The organism is Amycolatopsis echigonensis (assembly GCF_014174495.1).
In the GTDB taxonomy this organism is placed as follows: domain Bacteria; phylum Actinomycetota; class Actinomycetes; order Mycobacteriales; family Pseudonocardiaceae; genus Amycolatopsis; species Amycolatopsis echigonensis.
Genome location: NZ_JACJHR010000007.1, coordinates 74,028 through 94,162 on the forward strand (window position 1 = coordinate 74,028; position 20,135 = coordinate 94,162).

The window sequence follows — 20,135 nt, forward strand, 5'->3', positions numbered from 1 at the left end:
GGCAGCTTCGAGGCCCGTTTCGAGGAGCCATGACCACGACCGCCGAACCCGCCGGGATCATCACCGGCTCGGGCACTGCCGCACGCGACAACCTCTGGCTGCACTTCACGCGCCACAGCCGCGCCGACACCGCCGACATCCCGGTGATCGTGCGCGGCGAGGGCGCCTACATCTGGGACGACACCGGCAAGCGCTACCTCGACGGCCTCGCCGGGCTGTTCGCGGTGCAGGTCGGTCACGGCCGCGAGGAACTGGCCGAAGCCGCCGCGCGGCAAACGAAACAGCTCGCGTACTTCCCGCTCTGGGGCCACGCGCACCTACCCGCGCTTGAGCTGGCGGAACGCCTTGCCGCCGCCTCGCCGGGCGACCTCAACCGCGTGTTCTTCACCGTCAGCGGCGGCGAATCCGTGGAAACGGCGTGGAAACTGGCCAAGCAGTACTTCAAGCTGACCGGAAAACCCACTAAGCACAAGGTGATCAGTCGCGCGCTGGCGTATCACGGCACGTCGCAGGGCGCGCTGTCCATCACCGGAATTCCCGGTGCGAAGGCCGATTTCGAGCCGCTCGTGCCGAGCACCCTGCGCGTGCCGAACACGAACTTCTACCGCGCTCCCGAGCACGCCGACGATTACGAGGCCTATGGCCGGTGGGCCGCGGACCAAATCGAGCAGGCGATCGAATTCGAGGGCGCGGACACGGTCGCCGCGGTATTCCTCGAACCCGTGCAGAACACCGGCGGATGCTTTGTCCCGCCGCCGGGGTATTTCGCCCGGGTCCGCGAGATTTGCGACAAACACGACGTGCTGCTGGTGTCGGACGAGGTGATCTGCGCGTTCGGCCGGGTCGGCTACGACTTCGCGGCCAAGCGGTACGGCTACCAGCCGGACATCATCACCACCGCCAAGGGTCTGACCTCGGGGTACGCGCCGCTCGGCGCGGTGCTCGCGAGCGAGCGGCTGATGGAACCGTTCGCCGGCGGCGAGGCCACCTTCATGCACGGGTCGACCTACGGCGGCCATCCGGTTTCGTGCGCGGTCGCGCTGGCCAATCTTGACCTCATCGAGCGCGAGAACCTTTACGGCCACGTCCTGGACAAGGAAACCGCCTTCCGGGCGACCCTCGACCGGCTGACCGATCTGCCGATCGTCGGCGACGTGCGCGGCACCGGTTTCTTCTACGGCATCGAACTCGTCAAGGACAAAGCGACCAAGGAGACCTTCACCGCCGGGGAATCGGAACGTATTCTGCGCGGCTATCTCTCGAACGCGCTGTTCGAGGGCGGTCTCTACTGCCGTGCCGACGACCGCGCCGAGCCGGTGGTCCAGCTGTCGCCGCCGTTGATCTGCGACCAGCCGCAGTTCGACGAGATGGAGCAGATTCTGCGCGAGGCGCTCACCGGAGCGTGGAAATTGCTCTGACGCCCGCTGCCGCGAGGGTTGTCCCGCTACGCTGATCTTCGTTGCCTACCAACGGGAGGAAAGCGCGTGGCGCAGTGGAATGACCTGGTCGCCTACATCAGGCAGACCTACCGGGTGATCCGGGACGACCCGGGCGAAATCCGGATCCGGGTCCTGTTCGGCGACGACGCGGAGACGACGGGGCGGGCGCAGGTCGTGGTGATCGCGCGCGAGATCTTCGACCAGCGCGAGGACTGGGTGCAGATCGCGACGCCGTTCGCCCGCGTGGACGAGGTCGATCTGCTCACCGTGCTGACCGAGGTAGGCCAGACGCTGGTGGTCGGCGGGCTCGTGGTGATGGGCGAGCACCTCGTGCTGCGGCATTCGCTGCCGCTGCTGAACCTCGACCTCAACGAGTTCACCGATCCGCTCGAACTCGTCGCCGGTTCGGCCGAGCTGCTGGAGCAGCAGTTCACCGGCCGTGACGATTACTGAGCCGCCGCACCCACGAAAAAGCGGGGCCCTGATCCGATCAGGGCCCCGCTTTCCTTGTCTCAGTACGGCTGCACCGCCGGCGGCCGCGGACCGTCCATCCTGGACTGGACGCTCGGCTCGACCGCCGGGCAATGCTTGCCGCGGCCCGGGTTCGTGCCGTCGATCAGGAAAGCGTCCGCGGCGTCGGTGACGCATCGGCTCTTCTTGAAGTACGCGCCATGGCCCCAGCCCTCGTAGGTGAGCAGCGACGCACCGGACTGCTGTGACGCACGCGCCGCCCACTCGTACGGCGTGGCCGGGTCGTAACGGCTGTTCAGCATCAACATCGGCACTCCCGGCCGGACCGACAGCGGATGCTGCGGGTTGCGCACCGGGCTCGGCCAGCCGGCGCATCCGGTCGCCGCGCTCCAGCCCAGCGGAGAGAAGTGCAGGTCAGGCGACACCGTGGCGAGGGCGCGACGGTAGCTGTCGAGCTGCGGGTAGCTGGTGACCGGCAGCCGCCAGTCGGAGCAGAAGATGCTGTTGAACGGGTTCGGAATGGGGAGGTCGTCCTTGGCGAAGGACGCCTCGCCCGGCTTCCCGTCGCGCAGGTCGACGAGGTTCTTCGCGAGCTTGTCCCAGGTGGGGCCGTAGAAGTTCTGCGAGACGAGCCTGACGAACGCCATCGGATCGAGTTTGTCGTCCGGGGTGCCGAGATCGCCGCGTTCGGCGCGGGCGTACAGGTCCGCGACCACCGCACTCACGTCCTGGCCGTGCAGCGCGCACGACGTCGTCCGGTCGCACCAGGCGGTGAACTGCTCGAACAACTCTTGCGTGGCCTGGGTTTCCGTCTTCAGGAACTCCCAGGTGCTGCGGATGGAGTGGTCCATGCTGCTGTCGAGCACGAGCGCGCGCACCCGGTCCGGATACGCCTCGGCGTACTGCTGGCCCATCAGCGTGCCGTAAGAAACGCCGTAGTAGGTGAGCTTTTGGTCGCCCAGCGCGGCGCGGATCGCGTCCATGTCGCGCACGACGCTGCGCGTGTCGGAGTGGCTGGCGAGCGGCCCGGTGATCCGGTCGCAGCTGCGGCCGAGCGCGCGGTTGTACGCGAGCAGCTGCTGGAATTCGCCGGAATCCTTCGGCAGCACCGGGTTTTTCGCGGTGAGCTCGTCGAGCCCGCACTTGATCGCGGTGCTTTCCCCGACTCCGCGAGGATCGAATCCGACCGTGTCGAACCGTGCGGCGACCTTCGGCGACAGCGACCAGCCGCTCTGCACCTCGCCCGCTCCCGCGCCGCCCGGGCCGCCGGGGTCCAGGAGCACCGAACCGATCCGGTGCGCGGGATCGGCGGCCTTGCGCCGGGCGAGCGCGAGCTGGATCGTGCCGTCGCCGGGACGGTCCCAGTCGAGCGGCACGGTGAGCTTGCCGCATTCGACCCCTTGTCCGGTGGGACACGGTTTCCAGTCGATCGCCGCGGGTGCGGCGACTGCCGGTGCCGCGGTGGCCAACGCCGTCGCCGCGGTGACCGCGGTCGTGGCGACGGCCAGTTTCCTGCCCAGACCCAATGCCCTGTCCCTTCGGCGTGAACTGGAGACGTCAGAGCCGTCGATCTTGCCAGAAGGTGACGGGCGCCACCAGGGCGGGCTACTGTCCTTTGTGGACATACTGGGTGCTGGCGAGGTGTACCGGGAAGGCAAGCGGAATCAGCCCGTCCCGCCCGGCCAATGCTGGAGCCTCGGCGAAAAACGCGGTTCTCAGTGCGCTGGAAGCCGATTCGCCGAGCGGGAAGAGGTTGTAGGTGACGGAGAAGAAATCCCAGACCTGCTCGAGCGATCGGCTGAAGTCGATCTGCTCGGTGCGCCACTGAACCGGAGCGAACCCGGCCGGAGCGAGGATTTCGTCCAGCCCGGCTCGAGTCCGGCAGCGCTTGTCGCCCAACGGAGACAACCGCTGCTCAGCCGGGACGTCGGCGAGGATTTCCCGCAACAGCTTGCCGAACAGAGCGCGCGCGTCGTCTCCGGCCGCGCCGCCGCTGAGGACGAGCGCGAGTCGCCCGCCTGGCCGCAACACTCGTGCCAGCTCCGCGGCCACCTCGTCGATTTCGGACATCAGCATGAACGCCATGTGCGACACGCAGGAATCGAACGAGTGGTCCGCGAACGGCAGCTGCTGTGCCCGGCCCTCCGCCACCGCTGCCGGACGCTGCCGGGCGAGAACCAGATCCGTGCTCGACACATCGACCCCGATCGCCTGATGTCCGGCCGCGGCAAGCAAGTCGAGCAGGAAGCCGTCGCCGCACGCGAGATCGAGCACGCGCCCGGGCCCGGCGATTTCGTCCCGGAGAAGTTCGTAGCTCGTCCGTCCGTCGGCGCCGCGCCCGTCGGCGAAACAGCGCGAAGTAACCGCCGGATGGCTGGCGTGGAAGGCACGAAAGAAGGCTTCTTGCGCGGACCTGGTCACTCTCCCAACTTACGCACCGGCGCGAAATCCCGCCCTCTCTTTGTAGAATCACCGGATGGCGGACGTGGTGCCCGATCGGCGCGAGGCTGAGGTCTGGTGTTCCTACCAGCGTGTGCAGCGGGCGCTCGGCAGCGCGCTCGACCGGCAGCTGGAGCGCGACGCCGGGATTTCCGGAGCCGACTACGCCCTCCTCGTCCCGCTCGCGAACGAACCGGACGGCGTGCTGCGGATGCGGGAACTCGGCGCGGCCGTCGAATGGGACCGCAGCCGGCTGTCGCATCACGTGAGCCGGATGTGCAAGCGCGGGCTGGTCGTGCGGGAGAACTGCACCGAGGACGCGCGCGGGGCGAACGTCCGGCTCACCGACGCCGGACGGGCGGCGGTCGCGGCGGCCCAGCGCCAGCACTGCGAACTCGTGCGCCGGTATTTCTTCGACCAGGTCAGCGGCCCCGAGCTGGACCTGCTCGGCCGCGTGTTCTCCCGGATGCTCGCCCGGCTGGCGCAGGACTGACCGAGGCCGTCAGCGCTCCGTGCGGGCGCGGTAAGCGGTGCGCCGCAGTCTTGCCGCATCGCCTACCGATCCAGGGGAGCAGAGATGACCAGCAAGACCGTTCTCGTGTCCGGTGCCAGCGTCGCGGGTCCGTCCGCCGCCTACTGGCTGCACCGTTACGGCTATTCGGTGACCGTGGTCGAGGCCGCGCCGCGGCTGCGGCCGGGCGGGCAGGCCGTCGACTTCCGGGGCGAGCAGATGAAGCTCGTCGAAGCGATGGGCCTGCTCGACGACCTGCGGGACCACGAGACCGCGCTGCGCGAGCAGGTGCAGCTCGACCCGGACGGACAGCCCGCCTTCACCCTGCCGAGCGGGTTCACCAACGGCGAGCTGGAGGTCCTGCGCGGCGACCTCGGCCGCATTCTCTACGACCACACCAAGGACTACACCGAGTACGTCTTCGGCGACCGCGTCACGTCGCTCGCCGAGACCGCCGACGGCGTCGACGTCACCTTCCGCCACGGCGCCCCGCGCCGGTTCGACCTGGTCGTCGGCGCGGACGGCATCCACTCCGGCGTGCGGACGGCCGCGTTCGGTCCGGAGGCGAAATTCCGCACCGACCTCGGTTACCACGTCGCCGGGTTCACCGCGCCCAACCACCTCCGCCTCGACCACGCGGGTCTGCTCTACAACGAACCCGGTCTCGGCGCGGTCGTCACCAGCCACCGCGATCCGGCGACCGTCACCGTCGGGCTCGCTTTCCGCGGCGATCCGGACGGGTACGGCCGCCCCGACCTCGCCCGGCAGAAGGACATCGTCACGGAGGTTTTCGCCGGTGCCGGATGGGAACTCCCGCAGCTGCTCGCCGCGGTCGCCGACGCGCCTGACCTGTACTTCGACACCGTCGGCCAGATCAAGCTCGACAGCTGGTCCCGCGGCCGGGTCGTGGTGCTCGGCGACGCCGCCTGGTGCGCCGGACCGGGCGGATCCGGGACCGGTCTCGCGATGATGGGCGCGCAGGTGCTCGCCGGGGAACTGGCCGCGGCCGGCGGCGACCACGTGACCGCGTTCGCCCGCTACGAGCAGCGGCTGCGCAAACCCGCCCGCGTCGGGCAGCGCAACGGAGCCGGTTCGGGCGACTTCCTGGTCCCGGCCACCGCGGAGAAGCTGCGCAAGCGCAACCGGATGTACCGCTCGCTGACCGGTCCGATCGGCCGCCGCGTCTTCGAGTACATGGGCAGCCGCGCGGCGAACGCGGTCACATTCCGCGAATACCCCCAGCCCCGCGCGCACGCCTTGCCTTGACGTCAGCGTAAAGGTTTAGCGTCGAAGACATGCGGATCGGCGAACTGGCCCAGCGGGCCGGAACCACCACGCGGGCCCTGCGCTTCTACGAGGCACAGGGCCTGCTCCCGGCGGCGCGGGCGGCGAACGGCTACCGCGAGTACGACGAGGACGACCTGCGCTTGGTCACGGAAATCCAGACCCTGCGCACGGTCGGGTTCAGCCTCGACGACACCCGCCCGTTCGTCGATTGCCTCCGCACCGGCCATGACGCGGGCGACGCGTGCCCGGCGTCGGTCGAGGTGTACCGGCGGAAGCTGGACGAGGTCGAGGCCTGCATGCGAGACCTCGCCGCGGTCCGCTCCGCCCTGCTCGACAAGCTCGCCGCCGCCACCGCGCGCCCGGCCGATCCGTGCGCGGTCCCTGCCGAACTCGAGGAGTCCCGATGACCACCGACGCCACCTTCGCCGCCGACGTCCTGGAGCACGACCAGCCCGGCCTCGTCGACTTCACCGCCGACTGGTGCCCGCCGTGCCGCATGATCGCGCCGGTGCTCGCCGAGATCTCCGCGGAGCGGCCCGGCCTCACCGTGCGCGAGCTCAACACCGACGAGAACCCCGAAACCATGCGCGCGTATCAGGTGATGGCGCTGCCGACGCTGATGCTGTTCCGCGATGGTGCCCCGGTGGCGTCGTTCGTCGGCGCGCGGCCGAAGGCGAAACTGCTCGCCGAACTGGACAATCTGCTGGGCTGAACCGGTGGCCTTTCCCGCTTGCTCGGTGGGCAGGTGACGGAGCAGGTACAAAGAGTGCACGACTTTCGGGGAGGCCGTGCCATGACCGCTTTCGTGCGCTCTTACCTGTTCCTTCGCCGCGCCATCGGCGTGCTCGGGATCTTGCTGCCGATCGTCGTGATCGTCGGCAAGGAACTGCTCGAGGGCGGCGGCTTGCTCGGCTCGCTGAGCGGCTATTACTACAGCGATCTCCGCAACGTCTTCGTCGGCACGCTGTGCGCGATCGGCGTCTTCCTGATCGCCTACCGCGGGTACGGCCGGGTCGACGACATCGCGGCCAACATCGCGGCGGTCGCGGGCATCGGCGTCGCGCTGTTCCCGACCCAGCCGGTCTCGCCGACGCCCACCGAGCACGCGATCGGGATCGTCCACCTCGTATTCGCCGCGATTTTCTTCCTCACCCTCGCGTTCTTCTGCCTCTTCCTGTTCACCAAGAACGACGGCGCACCGACGAAGCGCAAACGGTCGCGCAATGTCGTCTATCGGGTGTGCGGCATCGTGATGCTCGCCTGCCTGGTGCTGATCGTGGTCAACGGCCTGTTCTTCAGCGCCGCCACCGCGGCCTTGCATCCGACTCTCTGGCTGGAGTCGCTCGCGGTGTTCGCCTTCGGGTTCGCGTGGCTGACGAAGGGCCAGACCCTGCTGGGCGACCAGCCGGAGCCCCAGGTCCAGTCTCAGCCGAGCCTGGCGTAAGCCTCGGAAACCTGGGTGAGCCAGGCGACCTCGGCGGCGAACGTCTTGGCGTCGTGGTCGTCGAACGCACCGTTGTCCTGGCTTTCCGCCGGGGCGACGCCGGACGTCTTCGCCTCCAGGGCCTGGCGGATCTTGCGGGCCTCGGCCAGCGCCTGGTCGCCGTCCGGGGTGTCGGCGCGGTCCATGTACGGCCGCAGCGCGCGCCAGCCGTCGCGGATCTCGATCACCCGGCGGTGCAGCCGGTAGTGCAGGTCCGACCAGCGCCGGTCGGTGTCGCCCTCGGCAGGCGGTTCGAGCGCGATGCCCGGCGACGATTGGTAAAGCGAATGCCACAGCGGGTAAAGCGCGCGATAAGAACGGTAATTGCGCTGCCACCGCGCGACCGACGACACGTGCTCTCCCCACGAAGGCATCGTCAGCCCGAATGAGACGATCACGATGCCCAGCGCACTGAAAATCGACGGCGTGATCGCCCACGCGCCGAGATGCCAGCCGAGCGCCGGGCTCACGATGTTCACCGCGCGCGTGGCGCAGTAGCAGAACAGCACCACCGCGCCGGCCGCGAGCGTCCGCAGCGTCCGGCGCAGCCACACCCTCGAGGTGCTCTTCGCGTACGGCAGGCACTGCAGGTAGATCGTCACGCACGGCACGGCCTGCGAAATGATGAACAGCAGCAGGTAGGTGAGGATCACCGGGTCGCTGCTGCCCACCGCGAAGGCGGTGCCCGGGGTGCCCGGCTTGTTGCCGATGAAGAACAGCACGGTCAGCACGACGAACAGCACCGCGCCGGAAAGGATCCACGCCCGGATCTGAGCGCGGATTTCGGAGGGCGGATTCGCCCACAGCATCAGCAGGAGCTGCGCGCTGATGCAATACGCGACCGCGGCGAGGTGCAGGATCAGGATCGCCAGATTGGGGATCCCGAACACCGAGCCGATGCTGAGCGAGAGCGCGCCGAGGGTGAACGTGACGCACTGCAGGATCAGCGTCGTCATCAGCACCATGTAGGCCGGGTCGCGCCACGAGCGGCGCATCGAGAAAAGCTTGTACAGCAATGCCGCGTACGACGAGACCGCCGACAACGAGAACAGGATGATCTTCAGAGTGTTCACTCGCGCCCCCGGAACGCCCTCAGTGCCCGGTGGGCGGAACGGTGTGCGCGGCGGCCTTGGCGGAATCGTTCACGATCGGCGACCATACACCACCTCAAGTGCCGGAACTAGGGCCGGAAAACGGGTTCTGGCCAGGGCGAATTCCGAGTGGATCTCGGGTGTCGGCGAGCTGGTCCAGACCAGCCGGGGTGATCTTCCGGTGAACGGCGGGCGGCCAGGTCGTGAACTGCCGCAACGGGATGCGCCCGTCGCTAGGGTGTCTCCATGAGCCTTCAGGTGGTGATCGGATACGGACCGGCGGGGGCGGCCACCGCCGCGTTGCTGGCCGAACGAGGAGAGCGAGTCCGGGTGATCGGCCGTTCGCCCCGGGAGAACGAGCCGGGGCTCGAACACGTCGCGCTCGACGCCGCCGACCAGGCCGCTCTCACCGAAGCGACCAGGGGAGCGGCGGCGATTTACAGCTGCGCGAGTCCGCCTTATCACCGGTGGGCGACCGATTGGCCGCCGCTGCAGGACTCGATCTGCGCCGCGGCCGAAGCGAACGGCGCGCTGCTGGTGTCGCTGGGCAATTTGTACGGTTACGGCCCGGTCGACGGTCCGCTCACCGAGAATCTGCCGCTCGCGGCCACCGGAACAAAGGGCCGGATCCGGGCAATGCTCTCCGAGCAACTGCACGCATTGCACGACGAGGGCCGTATCCGAGCGGTCGAGGTGCGCGCCTCCGATTTCTTCGGCCCCGGAGTGACCGACGGCGGCCATCTCGCCGCCCGCGTGGTGCCGAACGTACTGCGCGGACGGAAGGTCCAGGTGTTCGGCGATCCGGACGCGCCGCACAGTTGGACGTACATTTCCGATGTCGCGCGCACGCTGGTCGCGGCCGCGCGCGAAGAAAAAGCGTGGGGCAAGACGTGGCATGTGCCGACTGGTCCGCCGCGGTCCGCCCGGGTGATGGTGGCGCTGTTGTGCGAGGCGGCCGGAGTGCCTCCGGTGCCTGTGCAACGCCTTTCCCCGATGTTACTGCGGGCGGGCGCGCTCGTTTCGCCGATGGTGCGCGAGCTGCAGGAGGTCCGGTACCAGTTCGACCGGCCCTACGTCCTCGATTCCCGTGCGGCACAGGAATTGTTCGCTCTCCGGCCGACCCCGGAGAAAGATCAGTTCGCCGGCACCGTGGCCTGGTGGCGTGATCGCTTGGCTACCGTGAGTTGAGGTGTCTGTGCATTCCTCCGCATAATGTCCAATGCCCTTGAAAAACCGGGTAGGAACGGGCAATCTCGGTGTCGACTGGGTGGGAATCGGCACGAGGAAGTCATGCCATGGGGTCTGCTGGATCAGGGTGGGAAGAATCCGAAAATAGCCAGGACATCGCCGTTGTCGGAATGGGATGCCGTTTTCCGGGGGCGCGCAACGTCAACGAGTACTGGGATCTGCTGAGCGAGCCCAAACCGCAGTTTCGGCGGGTGCCGGATTCGCGGTGGCGGCGCGAAGCGTTCTACAACGACGATTTCCGGGACAGCGCCGCGGCCTACTCCGACCGCATGGCGCTGCTGGAGGGGGTCGGCGACTTCGACGCCGGGCACTACAAGATCCCGCCGCGGCGGGCCAAATCGCTCGACCCGCAGCACCGGCTGCTGGTCGACCTGACCCGCGAAGCCCTGCAGGACGCGGGATGGGAGGCCGAGGGGTTCGACCGCGACGACACATCGGTGATCATGTCGCTCAGCGACAGCGGATATCGCGACCTGAGCACGCTGCACCTGCGGATGAAGCAGCTGATCGGCGGCGAGTTCGGCCGGCCGGGCGACCCGGCGATGGCCGAGGCGGCGTCCGCGGTCAGCGGCCTGCACGCCACCGCGATGGCCGGGCTGCTGCTCAACATGGGGCCGAGCACGATCAGCAACGTCTTCGACCTGCACGGCGAGAGCTACGCGCTCGATTCGGCCTGCTCCGGCGGCCTGACCGCGGTGGCGAACGCGGTGTTCGCGCTGCGGGCCGGCCGCTGCCGGATCGCCGTGGCCGGCGGCGCCCAGCTGATCCTGGCCCCGGACCTGTTCGTGGGCCTGTGCCGGATCGGCGCGATCTCGCGCACCGGCGAATGCCGTCCGTTCGACCGCCGGGCCGACGGATTCGTGCTCGGCGAGGGGGCCGGGGTCCTGGTGCTGCGCCCGCTCGCGGACGCCCGGGCGGCGGGAGACCGGGTGTACGCGGTGATCCGCGGCGTCGGGCTGTCCAACGACGGCACCGTCAAGGGCGGCATGATGCCGCAGGAGTCCGGTCAGCTGCTGGCGTTGCGGCGGGCCTACCGGGACGCGGGCGTCGACCCGGCGTCGGTCGGTTTCCTGGAGGCGCACGGCACCGCGACCGCGGTCGGCGACGACGTGGAGATCAGCGCGCTGGCCGAACTGCGCCGCGGTGCGGAGAACCCGGCGTATCTCGGGGCGGCGAAGTCGGTGGTCGGGCATTCCCTTGGCACCGCGGGAATCGCCGGGTTGATCAAGTCCATTTTGTCCGTCCACAAGGGACAGATACTGCCGCAGCCGGATTTCGAACCCGCTGAGCATCTGCCGCTGAGCGACGCCGGGCTGCGGGTGGCCGGCCAGGTCACGCCGTGGGACAGCGACGGACCGCGCCGGGCCGGGGTGAGCGCGTTCGGCTTCGGCGGTTCGAACGTCCACGTCGTTGTCGAAGAGGCGGCACCGGAAACCGCGTCCGCCGAGACGCCTCGGCTGCTGCTGCTCACCGCGCGGGACCGGGCCGGGCTGGCCCGGCACGCCCGGGAGGTGGCCGAGACTCTCAGCAGAGAGAACCCGCCGCTGGCGGCCGTCGCGGGGACGCTGGCCCGCCGGACGCTCTTCCCGGAGCGGCTCGCGGTAGCCGCAGACGACGTCGCCGGCGCGGTTTCCCAGCTGGTCGCCGCGTCGGTCGCGCTCGAATCCGGACAGGGAGGCGAGCTGGTTCCAGGCGTGTTCGCCGGTGTGGTGTCACCAGGGGAGGAGCCGGTCGAGGACGGCGCACCGGCCGAGTTGGCCCCGCGTGCGGTGACCGGCGTCGGGCTGAGGCCGGTCGCGGACGGCCTGCCGCTCTGCACGCTGCCGCCAAGCCCGCTCAGCCCGCGCCGGCATTGGGTGGTCGACGACGCGAAGCTCGCCAAAGCGCAGACGCTGGAGCCGCTGGGCGCGACCGCGGCACCGGCCGAGGAGACGGAGGAGACGACGTCCGCGCGGGACGTGCTGGCGGTCGTGCTCGAAGAAGTCGCGCGGACGACGGCGTTTCCGGTCAGCGACCTGTATGCCGGGCAGTTGCTCGTCGACGACCTAGGTTTTGATTCGCTGATGCTCACCGAGTTGGAAGGGCGGCTGCGCAAGCGGTTCCCGGGCCTGCCGCTGGAGGTCGAGCAGTCGGGCGCGCTGACAGTGGGCGCGGTGGCCGGGATGATCGCTCCCGCAACGGCTTTGGCGCCCGCCGCTCCGGTTCCGGCTGTCCCGGATCCAGCTGTTCCGGTTCCGGCGTGGGATCCGGCCAGCGCGGCGATCGAGGAGTTCCCGGAGGCGGCGGCGATCGAGGCGCGGCTGAAGGAGTTCGACGACCTCGGGGTGCCGAATCCGTATTTCCGCAAGCATCAGGGGCGGATGGACGCCACGACGTCGGTGTCCGGCCGGGAGTATTTGTCGTTCTCCAGCTACAACTATCTCGGGCTGGCCGGGCATCCGGCGGTGACCGCGGCGGTGCACGAGGCTGTCGAGCGGTACGGGACTTCCGTGTCCGGCAGCCGATTGCTTGCCGGGGACCGAGAATTGTCGCGTGCTTTGGAGACGGAACTCGCCGCGTTCCTCGGGGTCGAGGACAGTCTTGTTCTGGTGAGCGGACACGCGACGAACGTCGGGGCGATCGGTCATCTGGTCGGGCCGGGAGACCTGATCGTGCACGATTCGCTGGCCCACGACAGCATCCTGCAAGGCTGTGCGCTTTCCGGCGCTACGCGGCAACCGTTCCCGCACAACGACATGGCACGGCTCGAGGACGTGCTGCGCCGGTCGCGGTCGCGATTCCGGCGGGTGCTGATCGTGGTTGAAGGCGTGTACAGCATGGACGGTGACGTCGCTGATTTGCCCGCGCTTATTGAGCTTAAGCGGCGGTATGGCGCGTTGCTGATGGTCGATGAGGCGCACAGCATCGGCACGATGGGGCCGCGGGGCGCTGGGGTAGGCGACCATTTCGCCGTCGATCGTTCCGGGGTCGATCTCTGGATGGGGACGCTGTCCAAGTCGCTGGCCGGGTGCGGGGGGGTACCTGGCCGGGTCGGCTCGGACGGTGCGGTGGTTGCGGTATTCGCTGCCCGGGTTTGTTTACAGCGTGGGGATTACTCCGGCCAATGCGGCTGCTTCCCTTGCCGCGTTGCGGGTTTTGCGCGAGGAGCCGGAGAGATTGGTGCGGTTGCGGGGGAATTCCCGGTTGTTCCTGGAGTCGGCGGTGGCGGCGGGGTTGCCTACCGGGTCGGCTGGGGATACGCCGATCGTGCCTTGTGTGGTGGGGGGTTCGGAGATCACGTTGCGGCTGGCTACGGCGTTGTACGAGCGCGGGGTGGTGGTGGATCCGATCCTGTATCCGGCGGTGGAGGAGTCTCAGGCTCGGTTGAGGTTCTTTGTGACCAGTGAGCATCGGGAAGAGCAGTTGAGGTATGCGGTGGGGGTGGTTGGGGAGGAGTTGGGTTTGTTGCGGGAGGGGTGAGCTGCTCGTCGCCTGGCGGCGACATTGCAGGTGGGTGTGTGCGTGGGGGCACCCCGAAGCCCGAGTGTGCTGACGGTCTGGGGGTGCTTGTCAAGGCGGGAAAGATGCCTTGACAAGCACCCCCAGACCGCAGGGAGGCTTCGTATCGGGGTGTGGGGGAGGGGCTGGGTGCCTCGAGTGTTGGGTGCGCCGGTGGCGGTTGGGTGGTGGGTGTGCGCGGCTTGTGCGTCTGGTCGCGTGGGGTTCGCGGGTGGCGGTTGGGTGATCGGTTAGCGGCGCAGTGTGGCGTTGGGTGGGTTTCACGCGCCGAATGCCGCATTGGGGGGCGGGGCGGTGCCCGGCGGTCCGTGAAGGGGCCCCATGGGCCAAGCCTCGCCAGGCGCGGGCTAGAGGAGCGAGCGCTCGATCCGGTCCATCGGGTTCTCGCCGGCTTTGGGGGTTTCGGCGATGGGTTTCGGCGGCGTGCCCATGCGTTCGGACAGCAGGAAGGCGATGATCTCCGCCTCCTGCTCCTGTGCGTCGTCGTAGGTGGCGCGCATCAGCATGTCTCGGACGATGTCCGGGTCCAGGTTGGGGAACAGCGAGCGGGCGCTCTCGTCGTCAAGGAGACCCGAGCCGCGATGACAGCAGATGATGTGACCCAGCTCGTGCAAGATGATGTGCTCCTGGTGCGCCCCGGTGGTGTTGGCGTCGAAGAAGATCAGGTCCTCGCCTCGCGCGGCTACCCACATGCCGCACGGGTGCGACGCCGGCATCGGGATCGGCACGAGGGTGATCGGCCGTTCGCGGATCTCGCCTAGGCGTGCGCAGAGGGTGGCCAGGTCGTACTTCGGCGGAAGGCCGAGTTCGGCGATCCGCTGGGCGCCTTCGTCGCGCATCCGGCGCAGCTGCTCGCGCCGCTGCGGGGCTTCGGACGGCGTGCCGGTCACTGTGCCGCTTCGTCCGTGACCGGGGGCAGCCCCTGCATCTTGCGGTACTGGTCCATGATCGTGGTGATCGCCTGGAGGTTTTCCTCGCGCATGCCCGCCGCGCGCATCGCGACCGCTCGGACGCCTGCCTGGCGCATCGCCTCCACGGCCGCCAGTTCGGACAGCACCGACCCGGCGACCTCGTCGTCGAAGAAGTACGCGACCGAGACCCCGAAGAACTTCGCCAGTGCGGCCAGCAGCTCCTGAGACGGATTGGTCCGCTTGCCCGTGCGCAGCTGAGACAGGTACACCGCGCCGACCTTCAGCTCCGGCGTCGCCCGCTTCAGTTCGGCTGCCACCTCGGCGTTCGTCCAGTGCTTCCCTTGCGGGCGCACCGTGCGGAAGAGGTCGTCGAGTCTGGAGGCCAGGGTGGGCCGGGCATCCGCCGGCTGAGTGTCTTCGGACATGCTGCTACGCCCCTCCAGTTGCAGCTGATTGCTCTCAGCTAAGGCGACTATCTCAGATTAGCTCACAGTTGACAATCGCCGGAGGGCTCCACAAGACTGTGCCTCAACGAGATAGCTGGTGGCTAACTCGCCACATTCCGGGCAGGGCGGCAGGCGTAGTACCGGCCCGGGGCGACGCTGGGGGTGTCGCTCCGCTCGGTCCGCCGAGGCCGGGCCCGGAGGCAGCAGACGCATCAGCCTGCCTCCGGGCCCGGCGAACTACGTCGTCGCCGGGCCATCGAGATCACGGTGCCAAGAGCAGCGGTCGAGCGCTTGCCGGGGCGTGGAGGAACGTGGGGGTAGTGCGCGCCCGCGCGGTGGGGACCTGGTGCGCGGAACTTCCGGTGAGCGTCGGCTGGCTGAGGTGTCCGCGACGGCCGTCGGACTGGCGGATCCGCGCCATTCGAACGGCCGACCGCACTAGCCGGAGGAGTTCCGGTGCGGAACTCCCGCCGGAACTGTCAGCGAACCGCTTCCGGCCCGGCGAGCTGCGCCCATTCCTCGGCCCACCGCGCCGCGCGCCGGTGGTCGAGCACTCGTCGCGCCACCCAGAACGCGCCGCCCAGCACTCCGACCGCGCACAGCCAGCAGAAGGCCGCGACGAGCACGCCGTTGGTGACCGCGTCCGCGTGCGTCAGCGGGGCGGTGGTCTGCCTGCCGGTGTCGTCGAGCCAGATGTCGGTGGTCGAGCCCTCGGTCGCGGAAGCGCTGGGCACCGTGATGACGCCGGTCCGCTGCACGCCGTTCGGCGGCTTCCAGACCGCGTTCACGCGCGCGGTGTTGGCGATCGGCGCGCTGTCGCCGACCGAAGCCGCCGGTTGCGTGGCCGTCGTGAGCACCGTGGCGGTGACCTGGTGCCGCGACTGCATCTGCGCGTCCGACGCGGCGGTCTCCGCGGCGATGTCCTCGCTGCCGATCATCATCGCGAAGGGAATCGCGATGAGCGCCAGCAACGTGACGATCCCGGCGAGTACGCCTTCGATCCGATCCGACCGGCGAACGAGCGGGTTGCGCACGGCGCCGAGCCGTCGGAGCAATCGTTTACCAGGGTGTGGTGGTCTGCCTGCCCGAGTCCTGTTCCGCATGGCTTCCATGGTCCTCTTTCGCGCGCGCGAGCGCTGTGTCCCGCGCAACGTTTTTCGCGTTTTTCCTGGGGATCCGGTGTGTTTCTGCTTACCTCCGGGCCCGGGGTTTACCCGTGTGGGTGACGACGAGCGGAGGTTTGCCCTGCGAGGGCACGGTTTCGGCCCCGTCGCGGCGCGCGGCGAGTGGTCCAGGCCAATGCCTCACTGGTCCGGCAGGCGTTGCCCGCGTTGATCTTTCGCTCGGCTTGTCCGTGGATGGGTTGCGGTACCGACGGTTCAGCGGCGCGGTCGATCGGCGGATCGTCTGATTCGCACGGTTCACTTTGGCGGGTAAGCGATCTTGTGTCCTCGCGCACTGGACGCTGACGCGACTGTGCGCGGAAAGTTCGCCTGCGGGCCACCGCGGGTTTCCGTCGCGGACGGGCCAGGCTGGCGGGTGTGCCCGGCTTGGAATCGGGCGATTGCCGAGAAACAATCCCGCTATCCGGGAGCCATTCAGTCGACCAGCCGAATCGTCGTCGTCGAGCTGTACGAACGACGCCGGGTGATCCCGTGTTCGGCGACGATTCCGAGTTGGATGCTGCGGTCGGCGGGCGCCCAGTAGCCGGTGCGCACGAAATAGCCGTCCATTGTGCAGAGCCGGTTCGCGCTCTTGCGGGAACTGATCGCTTCCCAGCCCCATTGCCGTCCGCTCTCCTCGACGCCGTTGCGCCGCACGTGCAGCCGCGGGTTCCCGATCTCCCGGCAGTACGCGCTGCCGTCCGCGATGTAGAGCACGCCGTCGACCTTGTAGAACCGCTTGCCGTCCAACAGGCTCACCTGGCCGGACAGGGTGAAGTGCACCCTGCCGCCCTGGGCCCCGTCCATCGTCCAGTCGAGGCAGAATTCCTTCGTCGGAACCTCGAGCGACTGGGTCATGGCCGTCTCTCCTTTGCTGCCTGCCGGAGCGTCCAGGAAAATATAAGGAAGAAACGGGTTTACGACAGGTATCGGGAACCGTTTTCACCCAAAGAGGCCCCGTGAACACGCATCGTGGTCAAGCCTCGATTAATCGGTGGAATTACCGCCGATGGGGTATCGCGGACACGATAAGTGAATTCTTCGTGCCCGAAACCGGTGGCGGCCCGCCGGTCGCGGAGCCAGCGGGCCGGACACGTCGTGTCGGCAGCGTGACATCGTCCATGACGCTTGTCATAGTGCTGGCGGTGTGCGACCCTCGGGTTATGACAACTGTCATGACCGCCGTGCGACCGGCCACCGCCGGTTCCGCGGCCGACCTCGTCCGCGCCTGCTCGCCGGAGTCGCTGAGCCGCCGGTTCACCCTCGGCGGCCGGATCGACCCGGAGGCGGTCCTGTCCCGGTACCGGCGTTTCCTCCTCGCTGGCACCGCTCTCGTCGCCGAGGTTTCGGGCGCGCCGGCCGGGCTGCTGAACGCGGTCCCGGAGGAGGGCTCCCGCGTCGAACTGGGGCTGCTCGTCGCCGACCGGTGGCAGCGACGCGGCATCGGTCGCGGCCTGGTGGGGCTGGCCGCTGAGCAGTGGCGAGGCTGGACGCTGCACGCCACGGTGCAGGACGGCAACATCGCTGCGGAAGGATTGCTGCGGGCGTGCGGGTTCCGCTTCGTCCCGGGGTACGGCGGGGAGCACGAGTACGAGCTGACGGTCACGGAGGAGACGCTCGATGACGGAACGGCCGGCGCGCGACCGGATGGTCTTCAGCGCTGCGCAGTTGCTGCGTACGCAGGGCTTGAGCGGCACCGGGATGCGCGAGGTAGTAGCGCATGCCGAAGCGCCGCGGGGGTCGCTGCAGCACTACTTCCCGGGCGGTAAGGAACAGCTGTTCAGCGAGGCTATCGAGTGGGCCGGTCGCCAGGCCGCGCGCCGCGTGACGCGCGCCATGGACTCTCTCGCGGACCCGACGCCGTCCGCGCTCTTCGCCGCGGTTGTCGAGTACTGGCGCGCAGAGTTCGTCGGGATCGGCTACGACTACGGCTGTCCGTTAGTAGCTACCGTCGCCGACACGGCGGCGTCGAGCGAACCGCTGCGCGAGCGCGCGAACGACGCTTTCGCACAATGGCGGAAGCCCATCGTGTCTGCGCTACAGGAAATGGGCGTACCAGCGGCGCGCGCTGCTTCACTGGCGGTATTGATGATCAGCGCGCTTGAAGGGGCCATCGTGCTGGCGCGCGTCGAGCGTTCGGTCATGGCGCTCGACACCGTGGTCGAAGAGCTAGGTCCAGTTCTCGACGCGGCAGTGGACAAGCGCCGCCGTCGCTAGCTCCGGTCGAGCTTCGCGCGCAACGTGGCCACTGTGTCCGGGTCGTGCAGCAGATCGGCGAAGTGCTTGGACTCCGACTCCATTCGCGCTTCGACGCTCTCGTCGGTGCGGTCGTGCAGCAGCGCGCGCGTCGCCTTCAATGCGCGCACCGACCGTGCCGCGAGCGTCTCGACGCGTTCCGAAACGCGCTTACGGAGCGCTGTCTCGTCAGGGAGCACCTCGTTGACCAACCCGAGTTGCGCCGCCTCAACCGCAGGCAAGCGTTCTCCGAACAGCAGCAGCTCCGTCGCACGCTGTGGCCCGACACGGCGCGGCAGTGCGTAACTGCTGCCGAACTCCGGCACCAATCCCAACGGTACGAAGGGGAACTGCAGGTAGCTGCGTTCGGTGGCATAGACGAGGTCACAGTGCAGCAGCAGGGTCGCACCGATGCCGACAGCGGGGCCGTCGACCGCTGCGACGACTACTGCCTGCGTCGCGAGCAATGCCTCCTGAAAGACCCGCGCGGGCGTCTTCGTGCGGTCACCGGCTTCGTGCGCGAGGAAGTCGCCGAGATCGTTGCCTGCGGTGAACGCACCGCCAGCTCCGCTCAGTACAGCGATGGGCGTGCGGACAGCGTCGAAGGCGTCAGCGAGGGCGACGTACATCGCCTTCGTGAGCGCGTTCCGCTTCTCCGGCCGATTGATGGTGATGGTGGTGACCTGTCCGTCGACAGTCGTCTCGATGCTCATTCACAGCTCCGCAACAGCAGCGAGCAGCAGATCGACTTCCGCTGCAGTCGTGTACGGCGCGATGCCAGCGCGTACGGCACCAGTGTCGCCAAGGCCGAGATGCCGCGCGCACTCGATGGCGTAGAAGGTCGAAGCAGGCGCGTTGATCCCACGCGCTCCGAGACGCTCGTACACGGCCTGCGGCGTCAGGCCAGTGACGGAGAACAACACTGTCGGCGTACGGCGACGCGTCGGCGAGCCGTAATGCACGACCCGCGGCAGTGCGGCGAGCCCGTCCTCCAAACGCTGCAACAGGGCGTCTTCGTGCTCTTCGAGAGCCGTAAGCGAGGTACGCAAACGCTCGCGACGGCTGCCTTCGCTTGGCACGAGCCCCGCGAGGAAGTCGATAGCCGCGGTAGTGCCCGCGAGAAGCTCGTACGGCAACGTACCCAGCTCGAAGCGCTCTGGAACCGCGTTGCTCGACGGCAGCAGCTTGTCCGGCTGCAGTGTCTCCAGAAGATCCGGTGAGGCGGCGAGAAGGCCGAGGTGCGGGCCGAGGAACTTGTACGGCGAGCAGGCGTAGAAGTCCGCGCCCAAGGCGGCGATGTCGACCGGCGCGTGCGGCGTCAAGTGCACGCCGTCCACGTAGCTCAGCGCGCCTGCTTCGCGCACCGCGTCGGTAATCGCCGGGATGTCCGGGCGCGTGCCCAGGAGGTTCGAGGCGGCGGTGACCGCGACCAGCCGAGTCCGGTCAGTGAGCAGTTCCGTGATCGATGACGTCGGCAGCTCGCCCGTCTCGGGATCGAAGTCCGCCCAGCGGACAGTCGCGCTGCGAGCTTCGGCAGCCTGCACCCACGGGCGAACGTTGGCGTCGTGGTCCAGGCGGGTCACCACGACCTCGTCGCCCGGACCCCAGTTCTTCGCGAGCGTACGGGAGAAGTCGTAGGTCACCTGGGTCATGCTGCGCCCGAACACGACGCCCTCCGGACGCGCGCCGAGCAGGTCAGCGACGGCTTGGCGGGCTTCGCGCACGACACCGTCCGCGCGGCGCTCCGCCGCCGTCACGGTGCCGCGGTTCGCGATGGCGGAACAGAGCGTCGAGGACACTGCGTCGCCGACCACGTCCGGGACCTGGGAACCACCGGGTCCGTCGAAGTGGGCAGCGCCGTTCTCGAGCGAGGGGAAGTGCTTGCGGATCGCGTTCACGTCGTAGGCCACGGC

The 20,135-nt window shown here is 68.6% G+C and carries 19 protein-coding genes and 1 pseudogene; 11 read left to right on the plus strand and 9 right to left on the minus strand.

Annotation, left to right across the window (positions count from 1 at the left end; all coding sequences use genetic code 11):
• Nucleotides 1-29 precede the first annotated feature (29 nt).
• Both H5411_RS07185 and H5411_RS07190 read left to right on the plus strand, forming a co-directional pair.
• The gene (locus H5411_RS07185; RefSeq protein ID WP_183123309.1) at nt 30-1,418 is read left to right on the plus strand and encodes an aspartate aminotransferase family protein; all 1,389 of its coding nucleotides are present in this window, start codon (nt 30-32) and stop codon (nt 1,416-1,418) included.
• A 66-nt stretch (nt 1,419-1,484) separates the two neighbouring features.
• Nucleotides 1,485-1,892, plus strand: coding sequence for a hypothetical protein (locus H5411_RS07190; protein WP_009082327.1), 408 nt, complete (start codon nt 1,485-1,487; stop codon nt 1,890-1,892).
• A gap of 59 nt (nt 1,893-1,951) precedes the next feature.
• Here H5411_RS07190 and H5411_RS07195 read toward each other — a convergent pair whose 3' ends face one another.
• A complete protein-coding gene (locus tag H5411_RS07195) occupies nt 1,952-3,436 on the minus strand; it encodes an alpha/beta hydrolase (RefSeq protein WP_183123310.1) in 1,485 nt (494 codons plus the stop codon).
• A gap of 79 nt (nt 3,437-3,515) precedes the next feature.
• Nucleotides 3,516-4,331: a class I SAM-dependent methyltransferase gene (locus H5411_RS07200; RefSeq protein ID WP_183123311.1), complete on the minus strand. Its 816-nt coding sequence runs from the start codon at nt 4,329-4,331 to the stop codon at nt 3,516-3,518.
• 55 nt (nt 4,332-4,386) lie between these two features.
• On the opposite strand from H5411_RS07200, the gene H5411_RS07205 reads away from it, so the two are divergent.
• The 5 genes from H5411_RS07205 (at nt 4,387) to H5411_RS07225 (ending at nt 7,591) form a co-directional block, all read left to right on the plus strand.
• Complete coding sequence (locus H5411_RS07205; RefSeq protein ID WP_101438193.1) at nt 4,387-4,842, plus strand: MarR family winged helix-turn-helix transcriptional regulator; 456 nt, start codon at nt 4,387-4,389, stop codon at nt 4,840-4,842.
• 84 nt (nt 4,843-4,926) lie between these two features.
• The gene (locus H5411_RS07210; RefSeq protein ID WP_183123312.1) at nt 4,927-6,126 is read left to right on the plus strand and encodes an FAD-dependent monooxygenase; all 1,200 of its coding nucleotides are present in this window, start codon (nt 4,927-4,929) and stop codon (nt 6,124-6,126) included.
• A gap of 29 nt (nt 6,127-6,155) precedes the next feature.
• Nucleotides 6,156-6,554, plus strand: coding sequence for a MerR family transcriptional regulator (locus H5411_RS07215; protein WP_183123313.1), 399 nt, complete (start codon nt 6,156-6,158; stop codon nt 6,552-6,554).
• The gene (gene trxA, locus H5411_RS07220) at nt 6,551-6,859 is read left to right on the plus strand and encodes a thioredoxin (RefSeq protein WP_183123314.1); all 309 of its coding nucleotides are present in this window, start codon (nt 6,551-6,553) and stop codon (nt 6,857-6,859) included. Before H5411_RS07215 ends, trxA begins: the two co-directional genes overlap by 4 nt.
• Before the next feature lie 81 nt (nt 6,860-6,940).
• Entirely contained in the window at nt 6,941-7,591 is a 651-nt protein-coding gene (locus H5411_RS07225; protein WP_183123315.1) for a DUF998 domain-containing protein, read from the plus strand.
• On the opposite strand, the gene H5411_RS07230 is transcribed toward H5411_RS07225, so the two are convergent.
• A complete protein-coding gene (locus H5411_RS07230; protein ID WP_183123316.1) occupies nt 7,573-8,703 on the minus strand; it encodes an MAB_1171c family putative transporter in 1,131 nt (376 codons plus the stop codon). The genes H5411_RS07225 and H5411_RS07230 overlap by 19 nt on opposite strands.
• Before the next feature lie 264 nt (nt 8,704-8,967).
• Between H5411_RS07230 and H5411_RS07235 the strand changes: the two genes are divergently transcribed.
• Both H5411_RS07235 and H5411_RS07240 read left to right on the plus strand, forming a co-directional pair.
• Entirely contained in the window at nt 8,968-9,909 is a 942-nt protein-coding gene (locus tag H5411_RS07235) for an NAD-dependent epimerase/dehydratase family protein (protein WP_183123317.1), read from the plus strand.
• 170 nt (nt 9,910-10,079) lie between these two features.
• Nucleotides 10,080-13,428: pseudogene (locus H5411_RS07240) on the plus strand (aminotransferase class I/II-fold pyridoxal phosphate-dependent enzyme).
• Between the two features lie 386 nt (nt 13,429-13,814).
• Here H5411_RS07240 and H5411_RS07245 read toward each other — a convergent pair.
• The 4 genes from H5411_RS07245 to H5411_RS07260 form a co-directional block, all read right to left on the minus strand.
• Nucleotides 13,815-14,357, minus strand: coding sequence for a toxin (locus H5411_RS07245; protein WP_208637440.1), 543 nt, complete (start codon nt 14,355-14,357; stop codon nt 13,815-13,817).
• A complete protein-coding gene (locus H5411_RS07250) occupies nt 14,354-14,803 on the minus strand; it encodes a helix-turn-helix domain-containing protein (RefSeq protein ID WP_101438201.1) in 450 nt (149 codons plus the stop codon). Before H5411_RS07250 ends, H5411_RS07245 begins: the two co-directional genes overlap by 4 nt.
• A gap of 500 nt (nt 14,804-15,303) precedes the next feature.
• Complete coding sequence (locus H5411_RS07255) at nt 15,304-15,858, minus strand: Rv1733c family protein (protein ID WP_244194753.1); 555 nt, start codon at nt 15,856-15,858, stop codon at nt 15,304-15,306.
• A 564-nt stretch (nt 15,859-16,422) separates the two neighbouring features.
• Complete coding sequence (locus H5411_RS07260) at nt 16,423-16,845, minus strand: hypothetical protein (RefSeq protein ID WP_183123319.1); 423 nt, start codon at nt 16,843-16,845, stop codon at nt 16,423-16,425.
• Nucleotides 16,846-17,162: 317 nt separating this feature from the next.
• On the opposite strand from H5411_RS07260, the gene H5411_RS07265 reads away from it, so the two are divergent.
• Together H5411_RS07265 and H5411_RS07270 are read left to right on the plus strand one after the other, a co-directional pair.
• A complete protein-coding gene (locus H5411_RS07265) occupies nt 17,163-17,756 on the plus strand; it encodes a GNAT family N-acetyltransferase (protein ID WP_246368831.1) in 594 nt (197 codons plus the stop codon).
• Nucleotides 17,656-18,204 carry a TetR/AcrR family transcriptional regulator gene (locus H5411_RS07270; RefSeq protein ID WP_416333052.1) on the plus strand — a complete coding sequence of 183 codons (549 nt, stop codon included), beginning with the start codon at nt 17,656-17,658 and terminating at the stop codon, nt 18,202-18,204. The genes H5411_RS07265 and H5411_RS07270 overlap by 101 nt, the downstream gene beginning before the upstream one ends.
• Here H5411_RS07270 and H5411_RS07275 read toward each other — a convergent pair.
• Complete coding sequence (locus tag H5411_RS07275) at nt 18,201-18,935, minus strand: enoyl-CoA hydratase-related protein (RefSeq protein ID WP_183123321.1); 735 nt, start codon at nt 18,933-18,935, stop codon at nt 18,201-18,203. The genes H5411_RS07270 and H5411_RS07275 overlap by 4 nt on opposite strands.
• A complete protein-coding gene (locus tag H5411_RS07280; RefSeq protein ID WP_183123365.1) occupies nt 18,936-20,132 on the minus strand; it encodes a cysteine desulfurase-like protein in 1,197 nt (398 codons plus the stop codon).
• Between the last annotated feature and the right edge of the window lie 3 nt (nt 20,133-20,135).